At 45.0% G+C, this 17,671-nt stretch carries 21 protein-coding genes; 4 read left to right on the top strand and 17 right to left on the bottom strand.

Annotation, left to right across the window (positions count from 1 at the left end; genetic code table 11):
• From ENI34_01190 to ENI34_01200, 3 genes are all read right to left on the bottom strand, one after another.
• A partial coding sequence (locus ENI34_01190; GenBank protein ID HEC77741.1) for a hypothetical protein occupies window positions 1-1,011 on the bottom strand: 1,011 nt, incomplete at its 3' end.
• A 39-nt stretch (window positions 1,012-1,050) separates the two neighbouring features.
• Window positions 1,051-1,605 (bottom strand): hypothetical protein, encoded by a 555-nt coding sequence (locus ENI34_01195; GenBank protein HEC77742.1) that lies wholly within the window; start codon window positions 1,603-1,605, stop codon window positions 1,051-1,053.
• A 35-nt stretch (window positions 1,606-1,640) separates the two neighbouring features.
• On the bottom strand, window positions 1,641-2,501 hold the full coding sequence (locus ENI34_01200) for a T9SS type A sorting domain-containing protein (protein ID HEC77743.1): 861 nt from the start codon (window positions 2,499-2,501) through the stop codon (window positions 1,641-1,643).
• A 318-nt stretch (window positions 2,502-2,819) separates the two neighbouring features.
• On the opposite strand from ENI34_01200, the gene lexA reads away from it, so the two are divergent.
• Both lexA and ENI34_01210 read left to right on the top strand, forming a co-directional pair.
• Window positions 2,820-3,374: a repressor LexA gene (gene lexA / locus ENI34_01205; GenBank protein HEC77744.1), complete on the top strand. Its 555-nt coding sequence runs from the start codon at window positions 2,820-2,822 to the stop codon at window positions 3,372-3,374.
• A gap of 6 nt (window positions 3,375-3,380) precedes the next feature.
• Complete coding sequence (locus tag ENI34_01210; GenBank protein ID HEC77745.1) at window positions 3,381-4,523, top strand: DNA polymerase IV; 1,143 nt, start codon at window positions 3,381-3,383, stop codon at window positions 4,521-4,523.
• Window positions 4,524-4,526: 3 nt separating this feature from the next.
• Here the strand turns inward: ENI34_01210 and ENI34_01215 are convergent, their stop codons facing one another.
• On the bottom strand, window positions 4,527-4,877 hold the full coding sequence (locus tag ENI34_01215) for a T9SS type A sorting domain-containing protein (GenBank protein HEC77746.1): 351 nt from the start codon (window positions 4,875-4,877) through the stop codon (window positions 4,527-4,529).
• 216 nt (window positions 4,878-5,093) lie between these two features.
• Between ENI34_01215 and ENI34_01220 the strand changes: the two genes are divergently transcribed.
• The gene (locus ENI34_01220; GenBank protein ID HEC77747.1) at window positions 5,094-5,843 is read left to right on the top strand and encodes an EamA family transporter; all 750 of its coding nucleotides are present in this window, start codon (window positions 5,094-5,096) and stop codon (window positions 5,841-5,843) included.
• On the top strand, window positions 5,755-6,000 hold the full coding sequence (locus tag ENI34_01225; GenBank protein ID HEC77748.1) for a hypothetical protein: 246 nt from the start codon (window positions 5,755-5,757) through the stop codon (window positions 5,998-6,000). Before ENI34_01220 ends, ENI34_01225 begins: the two co-directional genes overlap by 89 nt.
• A 31-nt stretch (window positions 6,001-6,031) precedes the next feature.
• Here the strand turns inward: ENI34_01225 and ENI34_01230 are convergent, their stop codons facing one another.
• From ENI34_01230 to ENI34_01290, 13 genes are all read right to left on the bottom strand, one after another.
• Window positions 6,032-6,661 carry a class I SAM-dependent methyltransferase gene (locus tag ENI34_01230; GenBank protein HEC77749.1) on the bottom strand — a complete coding sequence of 210 codons (630 nt, stop codon included), beginning with the start codon at window positions 6,659-6,661 and terminating at the stop codon, window positions 6,032-6,034.
• Between the two features lie 11 nt (window positions 6,662-6,672).
• Entirely contained in the window at window positions 6,673-7,209 is a 537-nt protein-coding gene (locus ENI34_01235; GenBank protein HEC77750.1) for a hypothetical protein, read from the bottom strand.
• Complete coding sequence (locus tag ENI34_01240; protein HEC77751.1) at window positions 7,206-7,694, bottom strand: permease; 489 nt, start codon at window positions 7,692-7,694, stop codon at window positions 7,206-7,208. Before ENI34_01240 ends, ENI34_01235 begins: the two co-directional genes overlap by 4 nt.
• A 176-nt stretch (window positions 7,695-7,870) precedes the next feature.
• Window positions 7,871-10,939, bottom strand: coding sequence for a T9SS type A sorting domain-containing protein (locus tag ENI34_01245; GenBank protein ID HEC77752.1), 3,069 nt, complete (start codon window positions 10,937-10,939; stop codon window positions 7,871-7,873).
• Between the two features lie 291 nt (window positions 10,940-11,230).
• Window positions 11,231-11,908, bottom strand: coding sequence for a 4Fe-4S dicluster domain-containing protein (locus tag ENI34_01250; GenBank protein HEC77753.1), 678 nt, complete (start codon window positions 11,906-11,908; stop codon window positions 11,231-11,233).
• Window positions 11,838-12,194, bottom strand: coding sequence for a Na+/H+ antiporter subunit G (locus tag ENI34_01255; protein ID HEC77754.1), 357 nt, complete (start codon window positions 12,192-12,194; stop codon window positions 11,838-11,840). The genes ENI34_01250 and ENI34_01255 overlap by 71 nt, the downstream gene beginning before the upstream one ends.
• Entirely contained in the window at window positions 12,187-12,444 is a 258-nt protein-coding gene (locus ENI34_01260) for a cation:proton antiporter (protein HEC77755.1), read from the bottom strand. Before ENI34_01260 ends, ENI34_01255 begins: the two co-directional genes overlap by 8 nt.
• Window positions 12,441-12,926 (bottom strand): Na+/H+ antiporter subunit E, encoded by a 486-nt coding sequence (locus ENI34_01265; GenBank protein ID HEC77756.1) that lies wholly within the window; start codon window positions 12,924-12,926, stop codon window positions 12,441-12,443. Before ENI34_01265 ends, ENI34_01260 begins: the two co-directional genes overlap by 4 nt.
• A gap of 10 nt (window positions 12,927-12,936) precedes the next feature.
• Complete coding sequence (locus tag ENI34_01270; GenBank protein HEC77757.1) at window positions 12,937-14,439, bottom strand: NADH/ubiquinone/plastoquinone (complex I); 1,503 nt, start codon at window positions 14,437-14,439, stop codon at window positions 12,937-12,939.
• A 10-nt stretch (window positions 14,440-14,449) separates the two neighbouring features.
• Window positions 14,450-14,788, bottom strand: a complete 339-nt coding sequence (locus ENI34_01275) for a cation:proton antiporter (protein HEC77758.1) — start codon at window positions 14,786-14,788, stop codon at window positions 14,450-14,452.
• A 10-nt stretch (window positions 14,789-14,798) separates the two neighbouring features.
• Window positions 14,799-15,233, bottom strand: coding sequence for a hypothetical protein (locus ENI34_01280; protein HEC77759.1), 435 nt, complete (start codon window positions 15,231-15,233; stop codon window positions 14,799-14,801).
• On the bottom strand, window positions 15,230-15,763 hold the full coding sequence (locus tag ENI34_01285; protein HEC77760.1) for a DUF4040 domain-containing protein: 534 nt from the start codon (window positions 15,761-15,763) through the stop codon (window positions 15,230-15,232). The genes ENI34_01280 and ENI34_01285 overlap by 4 nt, the downstream gene beginning before the upstream one ends.
• Window positions 15,764-15,775: 12 nt before the next feature.
• Window positions 15,776-17,671: a hypothetical protein gene (locus ENI34_01290; protein HEC77761.1), complete on the bottom strand. Its 1,896-nt coding sequence runs from the start codon at window positions 17,669-17,671 to the stop codon at window positions 15,776-15,778.

Here is a 17,671-nt window from a genome sequence, read left to right on the forward strand (position 1 = left end):
ATACACATATAAATCATGATCAATCAACGCCAAATTCGCCGCCGGCGTCGAACGCGGCGGATCCAGTATCGCCACCCCGACATACGGCGTCGTCTCATACATCCACGTCAAATTACGCGCCGCCTCTGATGAACCCTGATTGTTCGAATAATTGCCAATATCCCAATCCACAAAAATCGCCGCATATAAATCACTCAACGTCGACGAACCCTCGTTGATCATCGAAAACTTCATAATCACAAAATCATTCGCCGTCGCATCATCCCAACACCACGATTCTTGAGTACATACTAATCCTTTTGATGTAGGATGGCCTGAGTCATCATAACGTGCCGTCGCATACTCATCGAAGTTGTTCGGACCGGGCTCGTACATTCTGACTTTACCCTCGGGATTGGTCGTAGTCTCCCAGTCAGTGTCGTCCTGCTGGTTCACCTCATAATAGCGGTCCACCACATAATTGGCGTCCGTACCTGCGGCGAACGATGCATAGTAAAGATGATTGGAACCGGTTATCGGATACCAGAAACCACTGCCCTGGGTGCCGGCGCTGGACATAAAGCCGATTGCACCGTAGCGGGTCACGGTCAGCTTGACATTGCCGCAGTCATGTGTGGCATAGTCCTGACCAGGGGTACCGACGACAAGGTTGAAGTTCAAGGTATCGATATATCCTCCGGAAGCGGAAACCTCGAGTTGAAAGTCCACGGAAGTTCCGACCGGTGTGGAGGGAGAAGCGGTAATTGTGAATCGATCGGTCAAATTTTCAGCTGAATCACCCGGTGCGATATCTCCCCAGTAACCACTGCCGTCATCAACTGTAATATAGGAAGAATTCTCCATCAGACTTCCTGTTACATATATCGCACTATCGGTTCCGACATTCCTCAGCAGCGCCGTCAAATCAACTGTTTCACCGGGATCCAGCACACCGTTGTTGTTTCCTGAAGAATCATATACCGTGGTATTGACAATCGTCAGATAAGGACCTGTAACAGTGAAATCAAGCACTACATCATCGGCAAAGACCTTTGCCGTCTCTGTAGCACCTCAGCAGTGATAGGTTGAATCAAAAAGTGAAATTTTGATCTTGGCGACCTGTGTCGGATTTACACCCGGTAAATTAGTCAATTCATCATCGATGTTGAATGAATAGTCATGCCATAGGGAATCGGCGGTCGTGATAACGTGCATGGTTGAAGAATTGGACCAGGGGCATTGAGTGCTTTTATAACAGATACGCGTCTCACCCAATTGACTTCCCGAAGAATTGAGGTAAGAAATCCTTAAGGCAGCCCCGCACCAGGCACTCGTATGATTGTCGTATGCATAAAGCTTCGCTTTACAGGAAAAATCAATATCTGTTGCGGGAATATCAACGACCTGATATAATACCGCATAACCGCTGCCCGTACCAGTATAGACACGCGCTTCATAATCCGGATCAGGATCATAGTTAGTAGCACGATCGATTGCATAACTTGTACTTGTATGATCCTGAATCCAACCCTCGGTCAACGGCTGTTCAAAATCGGCATTAGTTAGCAGATTATATGCAAACACCGTTGCCGCCAAACATAATAAAGTGATAATAATTTTTTTCATAACCTCTCCTTTACCAGGTTATAGATTTATGCCACTCACCTTTTGACTATCTTACCAGTGGCATTTAAATACCCACTCTGTAATTTATAAAAATATACTCCGGAATTAACCGGTATACCCCTCTTATCCCGGCAATTCCATAGTATCCTTTCAGAGATCTGACCGGCTTTTCCATTAAGAGTTTGTACACACCGGCCGGTTACATCAAAAATATTTATCCGGTAATCACTCCCCGTCGGAATATCGAATGAAAAATTGACTATATCTTTACAGGGATTGGGTTCAACCATAATCTCTGCTGATACCCCATAATCATCTTCTTCCTCAAAAATACCAAGCTCGGCAACCTTAACCAAACCTCCCTGCCATATTTCAAAGGTCGAATCAGCCTGCATCACAGTATCCTGAATCCAGGTGACGATGCTGCATCTCTCATCATTCCAGTCCGGAGAAATTGTAAATGACTGACTCACCACAGTAGAATCACCCGGAGCGACTGAAACAGGAACGCCGTTATGATCAGGCAGGTAATCTCTTGGAACGTGATTATGCCAGTTCACGCCATTGGGAGCTTCATAATAAAGACTGTCTTCCGTGATAACGATAAGTGCAATACCGTTTAAGGCAGCTGTTGAATCATTTCGGAACTGCACATAGACCGTTCCTGAACCGGTGGAAGAGTTATAATCACCCCAGATCTTCAAAGTCACCGGCGACGGTTGCGCCATCCGCGAAACGATGATCGACTCCCAGAGGGTATAATCATAACCTCCGTGCGGATCACCGTCATACCATAACCACGGTGGTATATATAATCCTGAAAACGGGGGTAAATAGAAATGGATTCGTTGAAAGGCTTCATCCAGATAAAAGGTATCGGTTTGACTGAAGTGCACGTCGACCGCCGCGACTCTACCGGGGTAATTTGCAGCAATCTGTGCCAGCGTACCACTGGCAATGCCGCAAGAGGCTCAATCCTCCTCATTGATCATTTCACATACAACAACTCGCTCCGCTCCAAAAACAACACCAACAAATATAAGGGCGAAAAGTACACTTATAAAACTGCGCATATCACACTCCTATCTCCTAATAATATATATAATTCTTTGTTTGTCAAGCGATTTTTCAATATCCGGCATGCCGAAATCACCCTTGACAAACCAGATATTTTTATTATAATATTGTAAACAAAAGTTTACAAAGGGGAAAAGATGACAACCAGAGAAAAGATATTGCAGCTGATTCAGGACTTCATCGATGAACACGGGTATGCTCCGTCGATCCGTGAGATCACCCGCAGTATAGGATTTAAAAGCACCAAGGCGGTCAAGGTCCATCTCGATATTCTAACTGAACAGGGTTTGATTGAACGAAAAAGCGGCCAGGCACGCAGTATCCGTATCAAACCGCGTACCATACCGATCATAGGCAGGGTGACTGCCGGAATACCGGAACTTGCCTTTGAAGAAGTTCTGGACACCTTTGATCCGTCTTTATGGCGGGGTTGTTTTATTCTGAAGGTGAAAGGTGACAGTATGAACGACGCCCGTATCCATGACGGTGATATGGTGGTCGTCAAACCGACAAAAGAGGTCGTCAATAACGACATCATCGTTGCGAACTTAGCGGGTGAGACAACCGTTAAAAGACTCAAAAGAACCGGCGATTCATTCGTTCTCAAACCAGAAAACAGGGCATATCCGATAATTGAAGAACCGTTTGAAATAATCGGCAAGGTCATCGCCGTCTTCCGAAAAGTCGAATAAAGGATTATGTATCTCTGCGCTGATTTAGATGCGTTCTTCGTTTCTGTAGAACAGGCATTAGATCCATCACTGAAAGGCAAACCCGTTGTCGTCGGAGGTCCGGTCATGCAGCGCGGGGTCGTCGCATCCGCATCCTACGAAGCACGGAAATTCGGTATCTGTTCAGGAATGCCCACTGCCCGGGCATATAAACTATGTCCCCATGCGGTTTTCCTAAAGGGCAATTTTGAATACTATGAAGAGTATTCAAAAAGATTCCATAAGATACTTACCGGATTTTCTCCACATGTCAGAATGGCATCAATAGATGAGGCGTATGTCGATATAAAAGGGACCCGAAGACTGTTCGGTTCTCCGCTTGACTTAGCCGTCAGGATAAAAAAAATGGTGAATAAAGAGTTGAACATACCCCTTACAATCGGTATCGGCCGTACCAAGGTATTTTCCAAGATCGTATGCGAATATTCAAAACCCGACGGCCTTATGCTTCTACAGGAGAAAGATGAAATAAAATTCCTCTCGGGTTTGAAGGTCGGTTTCCTGCCGGGGATCGGGCCAAAGCACAAAGAGATTCTGAACAAGTTGAATATCCACACCATCGGTGATCTTTTGAAAACCCCTGAATCCATATTAAGCAGCGCACTCGGTAGTTACTCAAAACTAATAAAATTTTTTGTGCGGGGCGGAGATTTCAACGGCTGCGACGGAATGAAATCCGTAAGTCGTGAAACAACCCTTCCTCAGGATACCGCTGATCCAAATCTGATCTATGCCCTGTTTCTATATCTTATTGAACGGGGATGTACTGCTTTACGCCGAAAAAGAGCACTCGCCCGCACCCTGACAGTAAAGGTCAGATTCTCTGATTTCAGAACAGTATCAAAGAGAACCACCATACCCATGAGCAATGCCCCTCAGATAGTATTCGAAAACGGCGTACGAATCCTGGAACGGCTGTTCGTCCCGACAAGAAAAATAAGGCTTATAGGTATCGCCCTCTCAAACCTGTTCTATGGCAATCTCCAACCGACGCTCTTTATGGAAAAACAGAATGAGCTCAGTCGGTTGAATTATGCAGTAGACCGATTAAGAGACCGATTCGGTTTCAATATCATCCATCCGGCGAATAGATTCTTCTTAAAAAAGTGAATTCTATTCGAGAATTATCACCTTTTTGAATTCACTCTTTTGATCAGTGCGCAATTCAAGAAAGTAAACTCCATCTGCAACCTTCCGATTATTAATATCCTTTAAATTCCATACGAGTTTATCCGGGAATCTCTTTTCGGTCAATTTCTGCACAACTCTACCTGCTGCATCATATATCGTGATCAAAACCCTCTCACCCCTCACCTCAGGTGCACCATAGAGGGTCAGATTGCCGTACCCAGGATTTGGATATACACGAAACAGTCCTTTCACCTGTTGTTCTTTACTGTACTCCTGGACTGACAAAATTCCGAACCAATCAAGGATCTCTGCAAGGAATTCAGTACGTGACATATGATTCGGCCGTTTCTGGACGGCTTCAACTTCGGATCAGGATAAGGAATCTCGGTCTTCACCTTCACCCGGTAGATTGAATCAATCAAACCGATTGTAAAATCACCACTTACAGAATCGGTTTCCGTGCTGTCGAAATATACGGCTCCGCTGTCATCGATGGCACTCTTGACCTTTGATATTGTTTGGTTATCATTATGAAATCCGTAGAATATTATGAATACTTATTTCGGCGAAATAGCGGCTCTGGGGACTGCATTCTGCTGGTCATTCGGTTCGGTCTTCTTTACAATCTCTTCGAGGGCGATCGGGCACAATACCGTCAATCGTCTGCGCCTCTTACTCGGTTTCATTCTCCTCTCACTCACCCACTACTTTATCACCGGATATCTCTTCCCCCATAACGTGACGGCAACTCACTGGGTATGGTTCGGAGCATCAGGTGTCATCGGCTTCGTCATCGGTGACACGTTACTGTTACGTTCTTTTGTCCCTATCGGACCGCGGTTGAGTATGCTTATGATGTCGCTCGTTCCGGTCTTCAGCACGTTAATCGCCTGGCTGTTTCTGAAAGAGATACTGCACTATACAGATATCATCGCCATCCTCACCACCCTGCTCGGCATCAGTATCGTGATCCTCGCGAGAAACAGCAAAGATATAAACAGAGCGGACAAAACAAACTATGGTATCGGCCTTCTTTGCGGCATCGGAGGAGCGGTCGGGCAGGCGGTCGGCCTGCTCCTGTCCAAAAAAGGACTGAATACCGGTTTCTCACCGCTCTCCGGCAATATTCTGAGAATATTCGTCGCCGTAGTAGTCATATATATGGTTGATCGCCTTGATAAAAGGCCATTTGAAAACAACCGTAAATTCTATGAAGAACAAAAGAGCCGCCAGTACCATGGCCGGTGGTGCAGTGCTCGGACCGTTTCTCGGGGTGTGGCTTTCTCTGGTGGCTGTTAAATATGCTTATGTTGGAATTGCATCAACACTTATGTCCCTGCCGCCGATAATCCTCATACCGGTCTCCCACTGGGTCTTCAAAGAAAAGATAACGTTCGGTGCGATTTTGGGAACCGTCATTGCGGTGGCGGGTGTGGCGATGATATTCTTGCTGTAATTGTTTCTATATAAATCGGAAACAACCATTTTCATTTCCGCGCTTTGATTACAACAAATGACCCTTCACCATAGCCTTCTTTTATCGGCTCAATATCTCCTATATCAGCCAAATTATGAAAAACAGTTTGAGAAAAATTGAAACCCTTGAAACCCGTTCTCTTCAGGTTAGAAACAACCTCATCAACAGAATAGAAAGTAGCTATACGGTAAAATGGATTTTCCTTCTTATGTCGTTGATATAATCCACCGATTGGACTCTCTTTATCAACAAATCCGATTACGAAAAAACCATCAGGTTTCAATACTCGACAGGTTTCCTGAAAAGATACCTCGATATCATCCACAAAACAGATAGTAGTTATCATCAACACAAAATCGAATTGTGAATCTTTAAAAGGTAGATTTTCAGCCACTCCGGCGATGACCTCAATCCCCCTTTTTTGGGCGATCTTAATCATCTCTTTTGATGGTTCAAGTCCCATCTTAATACCCAACGGCTCGGCGAATCGACCACTTCCCACGCCGATTTCAATACCATTGTCACTTTCTGGCAATTGTTCTCTTATCGCACGAAGTTCTGATTCAAAAACAAATCTGTTCTTCTCGAACCATTCTTCATATTGAAGGGTATGCTCATCAAAAGGTCTGGTCTTTGCGATGGTCTATCTCCCTACATCTCTTTCCCGCTCCATCCAATCAGGTGTTCTATGAACATTCCCATAATAACGACGAAAACAATCGTCAAGAACAATCTCGCCGCCATAAATTTCAATCCCAGAAATTGAAGTTCCACCATCTCCTGAGGAATCTTTATACACGCCCATGCCGAAAGGAAGATAATGATATTGGAAAGGGACGCACCTTTTCTAATCAAAGCCGCCGCCATGGGAAAGGCCACATAAAGAGGTCCGGTCGGCAGTGCACCGAAGAATATTGCAAGCGAAATGCCTCTTATCCCCGAAGTTTTCCCAAGATATTTCACAACAGTATCTTTCGACACCCATACTTTAAAGAGTCCCATCAACACCATAACCGCCGGAAGTATCCAGATCATCTCAACAAAGAAACCGCGGGATGAAGAAACAACCGCCCGCTTTTTGTCAGGAAAAATCAAGAGAAGGATCACCGCCGCAACCAAAACGGCGCCCAAAAAAGCAGTATCCCGTAACATCGCTTTGCTACGGTTTTTCTTCTCAGGTGTCTTCATAATTGCAAGATCAATCCCATAATAAGGCCGATGATGACCGCGATGATAAAACTCATTCCATTCCTCAATAGCGCCATCTTTTTCCCGAGCTCTTTTATTTCGACAGGCAGTGTCACCACACCGATCATAGTCAGGGTTGTAATGAACACCGCAACCGTTGTGACCGATGCGCCGCTTTTTAAAAAGGCGCCGGCCATAGGAAAGGAAATCAAAGAAGGAATATGCAAAACCGCTCCCAGAAGCGCCGCGATCAGCACCCCCATGAAACCCGCCTGTTTACCGAGAATTCTGGAAATCTGGCTCTGCGGGACAAACCCCAAAAGCAGGCCTATAATGATTATGATGATGAGAACGACGGGGAGAATACGGAAGAACGACTGTACCGCCGCTTTCAACGCCTGTTTTGTCTTTTTCGAATCTTTGATAAAGGCAAAGAGCAGACAACAGAGAGTAAGAACATTTATAACTACGGCGGTCATGCTCATAAGATATCCATCCTCTCGTAATCAAACCTTCTGGTTTTCAATCCTCCCCCCCTGTCTCCAACATAATACAACTATATTCAGAACTTAATGCCTGTCAATGGTTGCACCGAGTCTTTCCAGACACAATGAAAAAACAAGTTCACTGCTTTTTTACAAAAAGATGTTCGGAATTGAAACTACTCGATAAGCACCACTTTAATCGACTTTGTCATATCACTATCTTCAACCCGTAAGAAGTAAATCCCGGCGGGTAGGTCAGCAACCGACAAAATCAACTCACCTGATGATGCCGTATTTCTGTGATAAATCTTTACCCGTTGACCAACATTATTATATAAAGCGATAGTGATCGGTTTATTTATTTCTCCGACAGTCAGAAGAACAACTGCTTTTGCCAAAGGATTTTGTTTAACCCTGAACGATTTTATATCCCGGGAGTACTCGTGGTGTTGAACACCTACTATTCCGTAAAATTCATAAATCTGCAAACCAGCGCTATAGTCAGCAATATAAGCGTAGTTATCCGACACATAGACTTCATAACCCCAATCCGGCGTCTCATAATAGCCGACCTCGACAGGATTAGCAGGGTCCGAAACATCAATCACCCGCAAGCCGGCGTCATAATCGGCGACATAAGCATGGTTGTTTGAGATATAAACCCCATAACTCAAGCCCGGCGTATCGTAGTGGCTGACTTCAGAAGGGCTCGTCGGATCTGAAACATCGATAACCCGCAGACCGGAATCAGCATCAGCAACATAGGCATAATTATTGAAGATATATACTCCATTGGCATAACCCGGGGTGTCACAATAACCGACTTCGTAAGGATTGGCCGGATCCGAAACATCAATCACCCGCAAGCCGGCATAACCGCCGGCGACATAGGCATAATCTCCTGCAACATATACATCCAGAGCCCAACTTGAGGTCAAACAGTAACCAGCCATGTAAGGATTGGTCGGGTCTGAAACATCTATAATACATAATCCGAAATTACCATTGGTGACATAGGCATAAATACCGGAAACATAGACTCCATTAGCCATTCCCCATGTAGAATAGGAACCAACTTCGAATGGTGCGGTCGGATCTGAAACATCAATCACCCGTAAGCCGGCAGAACCATCAGCAACATAAGCATAATCACCTACAACATATACACCATAAGCATAATAAGGAGTATCATAATAACCAATTCCGATAGGATTTAAGGGAGCAGAAATATCAACAATCTGCAAACCGGAAAGTCCATCAGCCACATAGGCATGATCTCCTGAAAGATAGATATCCAAGGCACAATCCTGGGTACGATAATAAGTACTTTCAAAAGGATTAGATGGATATGAAATATCAATAACCCGCAGCCCTGCTCCGTAATCAGCAACATATGCATATCCTTTTTCAGAAACATAAACCCCTCTGGCATTATCTGGAGTATCCAGGGAAGCAATTTCAGAAGGATTGGTCGGGTCTGAAATCTCTATAACGTGTAATCCGGAACCCCCGTCGGAAACATAAACATAAATGCCCATAACATAGACATCAAAAGCACAATCCGGTGTGTCATAATAACCGACTTCGTAAGGATTGGTCGGATCCGAAACATCAACCACCCGCAAGCCGGAATAACCATCGGCAACATAGGCATAACCGCCTGTAACATATACATCATAAGCATAATGCGGGAGACTGCAATAGCCGGCCTCAAAAGGATTGGTCGGATCCGAAACATCAATCACCCGCAAGCCGGAATAACCATCGGCGACATAGGCATAATCACCTACCACATATACACCATAAGCACAATGCGGTGTGTCATAATAACCGACTTCGTAAGGACTGGTCGGATCCGAAACATCAATCACCCGTAAACCGGCATAACCATCGGCGACATAGGCATAATCACCTACCACATATACACCATAAGATATACCTGGAGGACTGCATGAACCGATTATAGAAGGACTCCACGGATCCGAGACATCTATCACCGTTAAGCCGGCAACAGTATCAGCAATATATGCATAATTTCCAGAGACATACACATCCAAGGCTTTCAGGGTATTACATTGACCAGTCACAGAGGGATTTGCCGGATCAGAAACATTAAGAATCCATAAACCAGCATAACCATTAGCAACATAGGCATAAATATCAGAAACATAAACACTACGGGATGCAGCCGGTGTGTCATAATAACCGACTTCCACCGGATCGGTCGGATCCGAAACATCGATGACCCGCAGACCGGCATCACAATCGGCGACATAGGCATAATTACTGGAAACAGAGATACCATAAGCTATATGCGGGGTATCGTAGTGGCTGACCTCAGAAGGGCTCGTCGGGTCTGAAACATCTATGACTCGCAGACCGGAATCACCACCAGCGACATAAGCATGTTCCCCCCAAACATAGACATCATAAACATAGTTGGGAGTATCATAATAACCGATTTCCAAAGGATTGGTCGGATCCGAGACATCGATAATGCGTAAATCATAATTCCCATCGGCGACATAGGCATAATTGTTCAAGATATATACATTGTAAGAATGTCCCGGCGTGTCATAATAACCGACTTCAAGAGGATTGGTCGGATCCGAAACATCAATCACCCGCAAGCCGCTATCATAATCGGCGACATAGGCATAGTTGTTTGAAACATAAACCCCATAACTCAAGCTCGGCGTATCATAATAACCGACTTCAAAAGGGCTCGTCGGATTCGAAATATCTATGATCCGTAAACCATCTCCGTAGTCAGCAATATAAGCATAGGTACCAGAGACATAAACGTGATAAGGTTTACCAGCAGTCAAGTAATAACCTATTTTTTGAGGATTGGACGGTACCGCCATATTCCATATCTCGAGTCCGCCTTGAGCTGCAGCAATATAAAGATATTGAGAAGTCGAGTCATAAAAAAGTCCCTGAACTACACCGCGGGTATGTATCTGTTCAGAAAGCTTTTGTGCATCAGTAGAATCAGAAACATCTATAATATATACTCCACCTCCAGAACCACAAAAGACAAGTCGCCGATGAAAATCATAGGTGACCGCATAGGAAGGACCAAACGGCCAGTTCGCGATAAATTTGGTATTCAAGGAATCAAAACCACTGAAAATACCGGGTTCACCGCCGGATTCATCTTGAGTCTTTACCAGCTGGGCTCCAAGCATTATCGGTAAAATAAAAACCACCGCCAGGATGAGCCCGAAATTCTTTTCCCTCATTTTTCTCCTCCTTTTGATTTTATTCTATTTAATAATTCTTCTCCTCTACGATGTAATACTCTTACCGATTCCATCTACCATCTTCTCTCTGCCAATTCTTTCAAACTTATTAAATCACTTTTAAAAGTATAACCATCCACTCCTTCTTGTCAATATATTTGGCGGAACATGTCAGTTCTGATTAGATAATTCCCATGAGTTCAAAACACATTCCGTCATTCTGGTAATTACCAGAATGACGGAATAAGGGGGTATGAAATCTTTGTAAATTTCAGTCGTCGGTCTCTGTTATCAGTATCCCCAGATTTCGTTGAGATAGACTGCTCTACGGCAGGTGGGGCATAAAAATTTCAGGTGTTCACTTCGATAAGGTGCAACATCCTGAACCCGCGGCATTTTATCTTCTCCGTATTCCTGAGAAAGCACTAAAAAGAGATTCGGATTTGCGTATGCCAGTTCCCCGACTTTCTTCGCAATCCAGAGAAGATGCGCCCGCGTTGTAATCACCTTACCGCATTTTTCACAAAGAATCAACTCTTTCTCGATCGTGTTGTCATAACCCTCGTTCTTTATCTGAGCAAGGTCATATTCGGGGGTATGTTTTATTCCCTCTTTTGTAGTACAGTATATCACACATTGACCGCAGTAGATACAGCGTTCCTGATGATGAATCTCCTGACGGATCTTCTTCACCGGATCATCCACCTGGGACCGTGCACTCGCCGGGCAGACCTGAACACAGGCGCCGCACAGAACACACTTATCGAAATCGTACTCTATCTTTCCTTTGAAAGTCGGTGCCGCCGGAGACGGCTTGAATGGAAATTTCGAGGTGTATGGACCTCGAAAAATCGCCCTTATCGCCTCACCGAGTTCTCTCAATTTTGGTTTTCTCATTTTACTTCGCCCCCTTTTCAATCTGTTCACCGCCAAGTTTGTCCTCACCGTATTTATCCACCACAGAACCATGCCACATCTTCGTTCCGAAATGCAATGCACCTTTCATCAATGCGTGTGCCGCCACCGGACTCGTCAGCAGAAGAAATCCACCGCAGATAAGCGCCTTTATCCCTATCGGGCTGAATCCCTTTAAAAGGAAAATACCGACCATAATACCGAAAGTCCCCAGAGTCACACATTTTGTCGATGCCTGCAAACGGTTATATATATCGGGGAAACGAACAAGCCCGATGGCACCGAGAATGTCAAAAGCAATCCCAATCCAGATAATAATCCAACCGATCGGACTAATCATCGAGTCTCCTTTTTTCTAAATACTTCGCCAATGCCAGAGTTCCGATAAAACTGAAGAGCGTAAGCGTTATAGAAAGGTCCATCAGAAAATCGAGTCCGTAAAAGAGTGCACTCAACGCAGTAATACCGACGAACAGAATACCCATAATATCAACACCGACCATACGATCGGCGATTGAAGGACCTTGATAGATTCTAAAGAGACAGAGAAAACCACCGATTGCGAGGATACTAAATATTACACTAATCATTCGAAAATCCTCCTTAAATATCTTTCAAAAGGACGTGCAATAATTTTTGACGCCTTATCAATATAACCACTCTGAACCCATATCCAGTGGATATAAAGATAATCTCCGTCAATTTCGCACGTCATAGTTCCAGGCGTCAGGGTGATTGAATTAGCCAGAAAGACCTTCGCGATATCAGTCTTCAAATCCGTCTTAATCTTAACAATACCGGGTTTTATTGGCCTCTCAGGATGCAGAACCCGATACGCAACGTCGATGTTCGCCCTGAACATATACCAAAGAAAGACCGGGATATACACGATGATCCAGAAAAGTCTGTGAATCTGTAGAAATTTTGCAGGGCGTTCAGTAAAGTAACCTCCGAAGATAATCGTTCCGATAAGCACAACGACTGCACCGGCGATCAAATGGTCGAGATGAACACTCAAGGTCAGGAGAAGCCAAAAACCGAAACCAAGTATAAAATAAACTATGTAGCGCATTTAGACCTCCTTAGAAACTCGCTGCGATAAAACCAAACACCATATGTGAATATTCAATACCCCTTAACAGCGCCTGCGCCGCAGGGCCGACGACAAAATCCATAATCGGCTGGAATCCGATGCCGACGAGAAGAATCAATACCACCAGAAAGACCATTGCTATCCTCATCGAGAATGGTGCCTTTCCCACTTTATTCTTACCTTTTTTCATAAACACAAAATTTTCAATCTTTAGAAGATAACCGAGTGTCAGAAGACTGAGAAGAATTCCGACAATCGCCAGCCATAAATATCCTGCTTTTATGGCTCCCATAATGATGAACATCTTTGCAAAAAATCCTGCAAGCGGCGGGATACCGGCTAATGATAAAAATCCGAAACGCCAGCTCCATGCCGTAGTAGGCATCTGCTCACCCAGGCCGGCGAGTTTTTCCAGATCGCGCGTCCCCGCAGAATAGACCACTGCACCGGAGGTTAAGAAGAGAAGTCCCTTGGCAAGGGCGTGGGCGAGGATGAAGAACAATGCCCCGGCAATACCATAGAAATTACCGATGCCGAATCCCAGCATTATATAACCTATCTGAGAAATACTTGAAAAACCAAGCAGTCTTTTGTAGTCCCGCTGATTCAATGCGGTCAACCCGGCAAAGGCGATCGACAATAATCCCAAGGCGATCAGAATATTAAAGAAGACCGGATCCGAAGCACGCGTCAAGCCGAAAACATTAAAGACGATTCTCGCCGTAGTATAGATCCCCAGCACCTTTATGAAAATCCCTGACAAGAGGCTTGAAATCGGAGCAGGAGCCGCAGGGTGGGCGTCGGGCAACCAGGAATGGAACGGCACCAGCGCTGCTTTTATCGAAAAAGCAAACAGGAACAGCGTCAGGACAGTCCAGAAAAAGGTGGTGCCTCTTATCGCCTGCAGAGAATTGGATATATCAGCAAGATTAAGGGTCGAGGTCTTTGCATAAATAAGGGCGATGGCGAGCAGGAACGTCAAACCACCGATCTCTCCCATTACGATGTATTTGAAGCTCGCTTCCAATTCTTCAGCATCCACTCCGAAGGCGACCAGGGCATAGGAAGAGATCGCCGCGATCTCCAGAAAGACGAACATATTGAACAGGTCACCGGTTACGGCGATGCCCATCATCCCGGTGGTCATAAGCATCAGCAGGGTATAAAACTTCCACTGCCCTGTATAATGGGACATATATTTTATTGAAAAGAAACAGGCTGCAAAGACGATAACCGCGATACTTAACACCATCAGAGCGGAAAGACCGTCAAAAGCCATAACAATACCGAAAGGCGGGGGCCAGTTACCCATCTTATAAACCAACATCGGAACCTGCTGCGATACCGTGATGCCGTAAAGCGCCAGGATGAACAGAATAAAGGAAACAATCGTGCTCCATATCCAGACCAGGGGTTTGTAAATCTTTCCAATGATTGGAATAAGAAACGCACTGATTAAAGGAAGTGCAAAATATAAAGGAATAAACGACATCAACGCCTCCTTACCCTTTCAGCTTTTTAATCTCTGCTATATCAAATGTCTTATAGCGATTGTATATCCGTAGAATAACCGTAAGCATCAACGCCGTAGTACCCAGTGCGATCACAATCGCGGTAAGCACGAGAGCTTGAGGAATCGGATCCACGAAATTATGGGGTAGATCTAATTTGGTTATTATCGGAGCAAGCGCTTCGCTTTTAAATCCCACCAGTGCAAAGAAAAGATTTATCGAATATTCGATCAGAGCAAAACCGATTGCAATCTTTATCAAATTGCGCTTCGTAATGATTGCATACAACCCAATGAGGAACAAAATAATGCAGGAAGCAAATATAATCATAGATTACTCCTTAATCCTCTATTATATATTTCATCGCAGCCAACGCCATAAATATCGAAAACAGACCGGCACCGACCTTTATTCCTATCGCAATATTACAGATCGGAATAATACCGGCGCTCCAGAGATGGAGAGGTGTTCCTTTGGGAATGAAGTTCAGGAAAAATATTCCTCCGATGAAAAGTCCCAGAAAGGCGACACCGATGAAGATCAGACCGCCTATGCTTTCAAACACCGAAGCCACGATCGAAGCCTTTTTCTCACTCTTCAGTTCACCGCCGAATGCAAGAAACCTGAGGATAAAAGCACCGGCGATAATGACACCACCTGCAAAACCACCACCCGGTGTCAGATGTCCGTGGAGGATAATATACACCCCGTAGATAAAGATGAATCCGATGACGATATTGGTGATACTCTTAACAATCAAGCTCATTCCCTTCATTTTTTCCTCCCTGCTTTGCGCATCAATGCCACGACGCCGATGACCGATGTGAAGAGCACTGTCGCCTCGCCGAGGGTGTCAAGGGCACGGAAGTCAAGTATTACATCAGCGACGATATTGGCGCCGCCCGCACGATTGAGACCGAATTTTATATAATCCGACGCCACCTTCATAATAGGTGAGCCGAATTCGGGCAGCTGTTGAAGAGAACGGATCATCACGATCAGAAACAGAATCGCAAAGACGGCATACAGAACGATCGAGAAGACTTGAGAACCGGTTAATTTTTTCCCGACCGTCTTGTCGACATGGGTGGTGCGCAAAATCACCGCAACGAAAACCACAACGGTAAGAACTTCCACTACAATCTGGACGATCGCAAGATCGGGCGCCTGGACGAAGATGAACATAATCGCAACGGAAAAACCGACAGCACCGAGAGAGATGACGGCAGCCAGGAGGTCTTTTATCTCCGTCGCAATGATCGCCGCTACGAGCATAAAGGCAAGAAACAGATACAGTTCAATCATATATGCCTCCCCTTATAAAGCGAGTAATATAATTAAAATAATACCACCGAGGAATATCCAGCCGACATAGTTGTATAGTTCACCCGTGTGGAGTAGTGAAGTAAGACCGCCCAGCGCCTTGATAATTCTTCCGATACTTCTGTAAAACGCAACAATCAACTGATTAATGACATTTTTGAAGACCACGGCAAGCCCTGCAGCAGTACCCCTCAAATAATTGAAGAAATCAAAGGCGCCGCCTTCTCCGAACGTATAAGTCTTTTCCAGCATACCGAGGGTCCGTACCGAGGAATAAAAATCAGCACCGGTTATACGTGCTTCATCATCATCCAGTACCTCACCACCGATGAAGATCCTGCCCCTTCTGGGCTTCATCGCTGTACCGAAGAGAAACAGAATCAATCCGATGACGAGCCCGATGATTATCAAAACAGTGGCGAGACCGGGTGACCAGAAACCGCTCGTTCCGATGTTGAACGGCAATGCCGGCAGGACAAAGTGTTTCAAAGGTACAGCACTCGCAAAGACACCGAAGACGATACAGACCAGAGCCAGCAGGAAAGATGGCATAACCATTTCAAACCGCGCCTCCCTGACTTTGTTCAAAACCTTTGGTCTTTCGCCGAGAAAAATGGCATGAAGGAGCTTCAGGTTGTAGGCGAGGGTCAATATACTTCCGAACATCGCACAAATCAAGAAGATAAACCACAGCGGAATCTGTTTATTCAATTCTATTATTCCCTGATATATCATCCATTTGGAATAAAAACCATTCAACGGCGGAACACCGGAAATCGCAAGTGCGGCGATCAGAAAAGAGAATAAGGTAACCGGCATCTTCACACCCAAACCGCCGAGCGAATCAAGATCCGTGGTTTTTGTTCTGTATTCAACCGCTCCCGTGGAGAGAAAGAGCACTGATTTGTAAATCACGTTATTAATCATATGGAAAAAAGCCCCGGCAATCGCAATCGGAATACCCGTACCCAATCCTAAAACCATATAGCCTGCCTGGGAAACCGTTGAGAAAGCCAGCAGTCTCTGGGCGTCTTTCTGAAGAAGCGCTGCAAGCGCCATAACCACTATCGTCACCGCTCCGATAATCATCAACAGAACACGGATCGAAACAATATCAGAAATATTGAATATGAAGAGAGAAACCCTCATCAAAAGGTAAAATCCCAATAGTTTGTCCAGGCTTCCCGGGATGAATGCCAATGTCGAAGCCGGTACCACCTTTGCACTCTCGGGAATCCAGGTATGTAACGGCATGGTCCCCAGTTTTGCAAGGGCGCCGATCATAATTAAAATATAAGAAGTGATCAACCACGGACTGGAAAATAGGACCCGCGGTTGAACAGGGAAATTGACGTTTCCTAAATTGATCAGCAATAACACGATGCCAAGCATCAAGATATAGTCGGCGACACCGATTATCGTAATCGCCTTTCGTGCAGCGAAAGAACTGTCTTTTTTACCAACAAGCAGCATGCCGTACAAGGAAAATACGAGGACGTTCCAGAATATCAACAGGAAGATGAGGTTGCCGGCGACGACCACACCGTTTGCAGCGGAGAGCGAAAGCGTAAGATAGAGATAGTAAACATTTTCCCGCGGCATCTTGGACAACGCCCTCAAGGAATACAACCAGATTAAAAAGGCGAAGACCGCATTAAAGAGAAGAATCACTCCGGCGAGGTTGTCCAGGTAGAACCGGAATTCGATGCCCGCAACTGTGGCAAGGTTGTAAGAAATGATATCTGTTCTGGTGATGATGAAAATTTTGATTGCGAAAAAGAGCGCAAGAACAAAACCGATAAAGTCGAACTCCGTCCTCAGACGTTTGACGAGGAAACCCAATAAACCAGCGGCGATCGGTAACAAAATTATATAGTTGATTTCATTCAT

It is taken from the genome of candidate division WOR-3 bacterium (genome assembly GCA_011052815.1).
In the GTDB taxonomy this organism is placed as follows: Bacteria; Hydrothermota; Tepidihabitantia; order SM23-42; family SM23-42; genus DRIG01.